General features: G+C 63.8%; 8 protein-coding genes and 1 pseudogene. 4 read left to right on the top strand and 5 right to left on the bottom strand.

Translation table 11 applies throughout. The features are described 5' to 3' along the window. Positions 1 to 317: transposase (locus P8014_RS15050; protein ID WP_337818150.1), on the bottom strand; the 317-nt coding region annotated here is incomplete at its 3' end. Between the two features lie 433 nt (positions 318 to 750). Here P8014_RS15050 and P8014_RS15045 point away from each other — a divergent pair. The 4 genes and pseudogenes from P8014_RS15045 to P8014_RS15030 all read left to right on the top strand — a co-directional run. Beyond that, positions 751 to 891, top strand: a pseudogene (locus P8014_RS15045) (IS5/IS1182 family transposase); the annotation flags it as partial. Between the two features lie 667 nt (positions 892 to 1558). Continuing rightward, positions 1559 to 2188: a glutathione S-transferase N-terminal domain-containing protein gene (locus P8014_RS15040; protein WP_337818149.1), complete on the top strand. Its 630-nt coding sequence runs from the start codon at positions 1559 to 1561 to the stop codon at positions 2186 to 2188. Positions 2189 to 2214: 26 nt separating this feature from the next. Further along, on the top strand, positions 2215 to 2625 hold the full coding sequence (locus P8014_RS15035; RefSeq protein ID WP_337818148.1) for a ClpXP protease specificity-enhancing factor: 411 nt from the start codon (positions 2215 to 2217) through the stop codon (positions 2623 to 2625). 46 nt (positions 2626 to 2671) lie between these two features. After that, positions 2672 to 3022: a cupin-like domain-containing protein gene (locus P8014_RS15030; protein ID WP_337818147.1), complete on the top strand. Its 351-nt coding sequence runs from the start codon at positions 2672 to 2674 to the stop codon at positions 3020 to 3022. 300 nt (positions 3023 to 3322) lie between these two features. On the opposite strand, the gene P8014_RS15025 is transcribed toward P8014_RS15030, so the two are convergent. Genes P8014_RS15025 through P8014_RS15010 form a run of 4 tightly spaced genes read right to left on the bottom strand, consistent with a single transcriptional unit; the run spans position 3323 to position 7622 of the window. Further along, on the bottom strand, positions 3323 to 4732 hold the full coding sequence (locus tag P8014_RS15025; protein ID WP_337818146.1) for an FAD-linked oxidase C-terminal domain-containing protein: 1410 nt from the start codon (positions 4730 to 4732) through the stop codon (positions 3323 to 3325). 14 nt (positions 4733 to 4746) lie between these two features. Then, positions 4747 to 5331 (bottom strand): phosphoheptose isomerase, encoded by a 585-nt coding sequence (locus P8014_RS15020; RefSeq protein WP_337818145.1) that lies wholly within the window; start codon positions 5329 to 5331, stop codon positions 4747 to 4749. 34 nt (positions 5332 to 5365) lie between these two features. Then, the gene (locus P8014_RS15015; protein WP_337818144.1) at positions 5366 to 5722 is read right to left on the bottom strand and encodes a YraN family protein; all 357 of its coding nucleotides are present in this window, start codon (positions 5720 to 5722) and stop codon (positions 5366 to 5368) included. Continuing rightward, a complete protein-coding gene (locus P8014_RS15010) occupies positions 5706 to 7622 on the bottom strand; it encodes a penicillin-binding protein activator (RefSeq protein WP_337818143.1) in 1917 nt (638 codons plus the stop codon). Before P8014_RS15010 ends, P8014_RS15015 begins: the two co-directional genes overlap by 17 nt. Between the last annotated feature and the right edge of the window lie 165 nt (positions 7623 to 7787).

Genomic DNA, 7787 nt, shown 5'->3' with positions numbered 1-7787 from the left:
TAGTGACGCGGAACAAGACCCAGCCACGCGGCGAACTGACGGGCGTTGGCGAACTGATGGATATCGCCGGTGCTGGCCACCAGCGCGGTGGCGGTTATGGGCCCCACGCCGGGGACCTGCATCAGGCGTCGCGCTTCAGGCATCGCCTGTGCCAGGTGATGCAACTGGCGATCGTAGCCGGCCAGTTGCGCCTCCAGGGCCACAAGCCGTTCATGCAAATCGGCAAACACGCTTCGGGCCAGTTCGGGCAAACCGGTATTTGCAGCCTGGGCGTGCTCGGCCAGGGCCTTTCGCACGTGGTTGGGACCCTGCGCCATCACGATGCCGAACTCGGCAAGGAGTCCGCGAATCTGGTTAAGCAGTGCGATACGCTGAGCGCTGAGTAACGCGCGAGCGCGGTGCAGTACAACACAGCCTGCCGCTCCTCGGTCTTGATCGCCACGAAACGCATGCTAGGGCGGGGGAGCGCAAACATCGAATGTCGTTTTAGCCAAATCGATTCCCAGATGCGTAATGTTCATGATGACGACTCCTCTCGGTCTGGCGCTCGCCGCGCCGCTTCCGTAAAGGTGGCACATTGGCCGGTAGGGTGAGGGAGAACCCATGTCATCTGATTCATTCGCATCTGCCTGCCGATTGGGTTATAGGCCAGGGATAATGAGCCACCGTTTCACAGCCGAGTCGAGACCCATGCAAACGCGCTTTTCGGGTCTGGAATACGCGGCTTAGAAGAAACGCACGCGCTGGCAGGTGCGCTGGCATGTGGAGCTGCGCTCCGGCAAGCGCCGGGGCTTGCCCAAGGATGCGCTGGGTCGCACACGCGAGCGCCTGGAACAGGCCAGGGCGCGCGTGCGGGCCAAGGTCGAGCATCTGTTCCAGGTGATCAAGCGTTGAGATGGGTTCTATTGCTCTGGTACGCAGGGTTGCTCCCTTCAGGGCTTGAGCAGGCCCTCGAATCAAGGCGCGGCCCGTAGGCAATGGCAGGCCCTTGGCAAGGGTCGTAACGCAGAGTCAGGGGCTTGCTCAAGCCCCAACAGATTGTATGTCGATAGACCGGGCGCCTTTGCCCACCCGATGCTGCGTGATCGAAGCTGGCCGTAGGATGGACGGTAGCGCTTCGATGTTTGGCCTCGAACGGCACGGGAGGGCTGAAGGGAGCACTCCTGCGTGTCTGAGCAATAGTCACCTAGAATCGATGCAAGCTGGTAGTATGAGAAGCGTTATATTGACGACCCGATGATCAGACGCACGGACGCATTTCAGCCTTCAGAGGGGAAATGCATGCCGTTCGAGCAACTACAAGACTGGCGTGAGCATATTGTCCGGGTGGCGCTGCCGCCGTTTATTTCCTCGGGCAGAGATGCGCCAAGTGCGGAGGTTGTCGGTGTTTGCGGGATATATCGCAAACTTTGGGGTCACGCTCGACTGGGACGGGCCGCCGCCGGGGCCGGATGACCGATGCGGCTCTATCGAGGCAATAGGCGACTCGGTTCCCGTACGTTGGACGCGATCGCCCGGATGCTCCGCGGCTGTGTCCGCCTGACAAGGGGTAAAAAGGATGAGTCTGGTTGCCAACCGACGTTCGGTCATGACGCTTTTTTCGGCACCCGATTGCCCGGATAGCCACCGGGCGCGGATTGTGATCGCCGAGAAGGACATCACGGCGGATATCGTTCAGATCGACCGCACGCAGATGTCGGAGGACTTGACCGATCTCAATCCCTACAACTCCGTGCCGACGCTGGTCGATCGCGATCTGGTTCTTTACGATTCCCGGCTGATCATCGAGTACCTTGACGAGCGTTTTCCGCATCCGCCCCTGATGCCGGTCGATCCGGTTTCGCGGGCCAAGGCGAGGCTGCTGATGTACCGCGTCGAGCGGGACTGGTATTCGTTGATCTACCAGTTTGACGAAGCGGACAAGAAGCAGCAGGCGCAGTTGCGCAAGCGCTTGCGCGAAAGCCTGCTTACCAGTGCGCCGCTGTTCATGGAAGCGCGTCCCTATCTGTTGGGTGAGGAATTCAGTCTGGTCGACTGTTCGGTGATCCCGGTGCTATGGCGCCTGGGACATTACGGCATCCAACTGCCGCCGGCGGCAGCTGCGATTACCGGGTACGCCAATTCGATGTTCGAACGGCCAGCCGTGCGCAACAGCCTGAGCGAGGCCGAACGTGACATGCATGTCTAAACGCAAACAAGCTTATTCGATCGATTATGACTTCAAGCCGTCCTTATCTTATCCGTGCCATTTACGAGTGGGTGGTCGACAATGCCCAGACGCCATATCTGCTGGTCGATGCGGCGGACGAAAATGTGCAGGTTCCGCGTGAGTACGTGCAGGATGGGCGCATCGTACTCAACGTCTCACCCGGTGCGGTTGAGGGGCTCGATCTCGGCAACGACTACGTAAGCTTCAACGCCCGTTTCGGTGGCAGCCCTCGTGAGGTGATGGTGCCGGTGCACCGCGTCATGGCGGTGTATTCCCGCGAAAATGGCCAGGGTATGATGTTCGCCGAGGAGGACGAGCCGGAACCGCCACCGCCTGGCGGTGGTGAAGACGGATCGACCGCGCCAGAGAAACCTTCGGGCGGGGCGCGGCGGCCAAGTCTGAAGGTCGTCAAATAGAAATGGATGGGCGAAAGGGAATAGTGCGGGAATGGACCTGTAGTATGTGCCGCGTGTTGGGCATCTCGACGCCGATGCGTTTCGGCAGCGATACGGCAAGCCAAGGAATCCGGTTGTCCTGAAGCAACTGACGGAAGACTGGCCGGCACGGAAGAAGTGGACCTTCGATTATCTCAAGCAGGTGGCCGGAGACTCGGTCGTGCCGCTGTATGGGGGATGCCAGGAGAAGGCCCGCAACTACCAGTATGCGCATGCCGACAGTATGCCATTCGTGGACTACATCGAGCGATTGGAGGCTGGGCAGACCGACCTGCGGGTGTTCTCCTTCAACATCCTCCGGATAGAGTGCAATGAGCGCTTGGCGTTGGAGGGGACGAATCGGCGGGTGACGGGCTGAGTTTTTTGTTTGCGGGGCCCTGATCGTTGGGCTAATCGGGCCTGTTTCGGGCGCGATTCGAGGTGCGTCGCCTCCTGTCGACTACTCAGTGAAACCTGTTCCCAATTGTTGGCGCTGAGGCTCGTTTCGGGTGCGAATCAGTATGTCCGGCTTTGAGCTTATTTGGGTGACGCGCCCGAAACAGATCACCAAGGCTAATTAGTAGGGCGCTTTCAGCCACATAAAATCAAAACCGCAAACGCCGAATCGCGCCCGCAACTAGTCCTGCCCATGGAGTGATGGTTCCGGAAAGCGAGCCCCTCAACCTCGCAATGGCAACGCCTTATCCGGATTCAAAATGCCATTCGGATCGAATTCGCGCTTGATGCCGTGCATCAAGGCGAGCGCGGCGTCGCCGATCTCCAGGCCGACGTAATCTCGCTTGACCAGTCCGATGCCATGTTCGCCTGACAGCGACCCGTCGAGCCGCAGCACCAACTCGAAGACCTCGGCCAGACAGGCTTCGGCAGCTTCTGCCTGCCGCGGGTCGTCCGGGTCGACCAGCAGATTTACATGGATGTTGCCGTTTCCGGCATGGCCGAAATTCACGATGGTGATGCCGTGCGTGGCGCTGAGCGTTCCCAGACCGTCGATCAGTTCCGGAATGCGCGACACCGGCACCACCACGTCCTCGTTGATCTTCTTCGGCGCGATGGTGCGCAGGGCAGGCGAAAGCGCCTTGCGCGTAGTCCACAGCGCGTCGACTTCGGCCTGGTCGCGGGCCAGCATCAGATCGATGCACCCCTCCACGCGCGCTGCCGCGGCGACTGCCTCGGCAGCCTCGTCGAGCCCGGCGCGGGCGCCGTCCACTTCGATCATAAGCATGGCGCCGGCGCCTTCGGGAAGTTCGGCCTTCGAATGGCTGCGCACCATCTCGATGGCGCTGCCGTCGATGAACTCCAGCGCGCAGGGCACGACCGGTTGCGCCATGACCGCGGCGACTGCATGCGCCGCAGCGCGCATGTCCGCATAGAGCGCACGCAGGGTGCGTTTGTCCTCGGCCAGCGGCGTGAGCTTTAGCGTGGCTTCGGTGATCACGGCGAGCGTGCCTTCGGAGCCGATCAGCAGGCGGGTCAGGTCGTAGCCCACCACGCCCTTGGTGGTGAACACGCCGGTGCGGATGCTGCTGCCGGCGCCGGTCACTGCGCGCAGACCGAGGGTGTTCTCGCGCGGCGTGCCGTATTTGACCGCGCGTGGTCCTGCGGAGTTGTAGGCGAGATTTCCGCCCAGCGTGCATACCGCCGCGCTGGTTGGGTCCGGCGGCCAGAAGAAGCCGTGCTCGCCGGCGGCCTGCTGGATGGCGCGGTTGGTCACGCCCGGTTGGGCCACCAGCAGGCGGTTGTCGGGATCGACGCGCAGGATGCGGTCCATGCGCTCCAGGCTGAGCACGACGCCGCCGTGGGTCGGTACGGTGGCGCCCGTGGTGCCGGTGCCGCGCCCGCGCGGGGTCAGTGGGACGGCGTATTCGTTGCACAGCCGCAGCAGCGTTTCGACCTGTTCGTGCTCCCGTGCGAAGACGACGGCCTGTGGGGACGCGTGGCGCTTGGAGTTGTCGTAACCATAGGGCCAGCAGTCGGCGGGTTCCGTGAGCAGGTCGCTGGCCGGGAACAGTTCGGCTAGCGCCGCGGAGAAGGCCGACGGCAGGGGAGGTGGTTGGACGGGGGTGGTCATGGGCGCAGGGGGGCTCAGAGGTCCCCGAACAGCTGTCGGTCGATGAGGTCGCAGAGGCAGTGGATGACCAGCAGGTGCACCTCCTGGATGCGCGCTGTGACTTGGGAGGGGACGCAGATTTCGATGTCGCCCTCGGCCAGCCGGTCGCGCAGCGTGCCGCCGTCGCGGCCGGACAGAACGATGGCGTTCATGCCCTGCTCATGAGCGGCCTCGACGGCTTCGACCACGTTCGGCGAGCGTCCGGAGGTGGAGATGCCGAGCAGCAGGTCGCCGGGCGTGCCCAGGGCGCGGACCTGACGGGCGAAGACCTGGTCATAGCTGTAGTCGTTGGCGATCGAGGTCAGCGTTGAGGTGTCGGTCGACAACGCGATGGCCGGTAGGCCGCGGCGCTCGCGCTCGAAACGGTTGAGCATTTCGGACGAAAAATGTTGGGCGTCTCCGGCCGAGCCGCCGTTGCCGCAACTCAGGATCTTGTGGCCTTCGATGACGGCCTGGGTCATGCGTCGGGCGGCCTGCTCGATGGGCTCTGCCAGTACCTCGGCGGCTTGCTGTTTGGTGGCGATGCTGTCGGCGAAATTCTGTCGGATGCGTTCTTTCACTGGTGCTCGAGTCCTTGCTGTTTGTTTGGGGGGCCTAGTCGGCGTCCGCGTAGAAGGCGTTGCGAATCCACTGCGGCGTGCCCGCGGCGTCTATGGCGACGACGTCGAAGCGGGCGGGACTGTCGGTGCCGTGCGCCTGCAGATAGTGGCGGGCAGTGGTGATCAGCTTACGCTGCTTGACGGCGTCGACGCTGGCGGCGGCGCCGCCGAAGCGCGGGTTGCTGCGCTGGCGGACTTCCACAAACACGAGACTGTCACCATCACTCATGATCAGATCGATTTCGCCCGCCCGGCAGCGGTAGTTGCTCTCGCGCAGGCGCAGGCCCTGGCGCCGCAGGTAGTCCAGGGCAAAGCGTTCGGCGGCTTGGCCGCGCTCACTGCGAAGCGCCATTGCCCTGGCCGCTGCCGGAAGCGTTGTCGGTCGGCACGGCAGATATGCCCTGCAGCTGAGGTACACCTTGCTTGAACTGCGCCCATAGCAACTGGCGTTCCAGACGGTGGCCGTCGACCATGTGCAGCGCGCCGCTCAAGCCGTCGTAGCGGGCCCAGCCCTGGCCGGCGAGCCGCTTGAGGTAGGGGATGACGTTGAAACTGTCGACTCCCAGCCCGAACAGTCTCGGGTAACGGCGTGAGGCGTTGGGGAAGTTCTGCAGCATCGCCGCTCGCGCCGCGGCCGGTTTGCCGGTGTCGGACAGCAGCAGCGGTGCGTCACAGAAGATGAGACCGTTCAGGTCGCGGTCGGCGACCGGATCGGGCGTGCCGCTGAAGGCGTCGGCGATGGAGTATACCGGCAGGCCGGTGCCGTGGTGGAAGTCGATTTGCGGCATGAGCAGGCGCGCCTGGCGGGGGTCGCCGGCGATGAAGATCATGTCGACGTCCTGGCGTCTGCGCGCGTCGAACTTGATCGCGCGGTGGATGATGCGGGAAACGGCGCGCGCGCGGGCGTCGCTGCTGTCGATGTTGAGCGCGCTGACGATGGCCGGCGAGAAATCGGAGGCGTTGCCTTTGTAGTCCCCGACTGCAAGCACCTGCCCGCCGAGTTCCTGGAAGCGCTGTTTGAAGGCCGCGGCCACGCGCGATCCCCAGTCGTTGTGTGGGACGAGCACAACCGCCTTGAGGTGGCCGTCGAGCGAGGCCTTTTCGGCGACTTGTTCCGCTTCGTTGCCCGGACTCAGGCCGAATTCGTAAAAACGGTGGGGAAGTTTGGCAGTGGGATCGTTGACGTAGTTGAGCGCCAGCGTGGGCACTGTGACGATTCCCGAGGCGGCGAGGCGGCTGACCTGGTTGCGATCGAGTGGGCCGATGACGAACTGCGCGCCGTTGCTGACGGCCTGGGCGTACAGCGATAGCAGGCTGGACGGTTGCGCGCCGGTGTCATAGACGTGCAGGGCTACTGGATGAGCCGGATCCTGGTGTGCGTAATAGGCATTCATGATGCCGTCGAGAATGGTGCGTGCGACGGGGCTGAACGGGCCGCTCAGGGGCAGTAGCACCGCGATCTGCGAGGGGTAGGTCTGGAACGCCTGCCACTGCGCATTGAGTTCTTCGATGATCGGTGCGGTCATTTGCTGCTGCGCGGGATATTGCGTCTTCCAGGCATCAAGCGCCTGGTTCAGGGCCTGCATCCGGGGCGCGGTATCCTTGGCGATCAGCGCCAGCGCGAGCCAGGCCTTGAGGTCTTCGCGCTGTGCGCTCTGCTGCCAGCCCTGCAGTTGGTCGGGTGTGGCCTGGGTGAACAATGTCCACAGTGCGTGCAGGTTGTCGCTGGCATCCTGGCCCTGCAGCAGCGGTTGCCGGTCAAGGCGCGCACGTGCGGCATCCAGCGTCATGCCGGCCGCGGCGGCGGCCTTTGCGCGCATCTGCAGGAGATCGGCGGCCAAGGCGTCCGGAAGGCCGGTGGTATCCGTAGGCAGCGCGTTCAGCGCTGCTTCGGGCTGGCGCAGCGCGAGTTCGAGGCGGGCGTTGAGCAGCGCCTTGTGGGCCAGGTCTTCGGCGTTCAGCCCCTGCGGATCGATCGAGTCGAGTATGCTGCGGGCGCGGTCGAATTGCTGGTCGTCGATCAGTTGTCCTGCGGCGCGCATCTGCAACTGCTGGCGCAGTGGCGGCTGAGCCTTGCGCGCGGCCTGCAGATAGAGTTCGGCGGCTGCGGCGGGTTTGCCGGCGTCGATCAGCGTCTGCGCCTGCTGGTCGACCGAGGAGGTCGCGGGCGGACGCGTGGCCGGGGCGCAGGCGGCGAGTGCCGCGCCGAGCAGGGCGATGGAAATCAGGTGGCTTGCAAAGCGCAGGTTCATAGGCGGGCGATCAGGCTGAGTGCGGGTTCACGGGCGCCGCACTGTTCGGGAGCGAGACTTTCGTGGGGCATGGGGCGTCCGGCAGGCTGTAATGATTCTACTCATGCGGCACGATAAGGCGTCAACGCGTGGTCGGTCGCGGGCTATTCTAGCAGCCTAAGGCGC

The sequence above is a fragment of the Acidihalobacter sp. genome (genome assembly GCF_037381185.1).
Lineage (GTDB): Bacteria > Pseudomonadota > Gammaproteobacteria > DSM-5130 > Acidihalobacteraceae > Acidihalobacter_A.
Note: the sequence above shows the minus strand (reverse complement) of the source record. Positions and strands in the feature narration are given on the sequence as shown.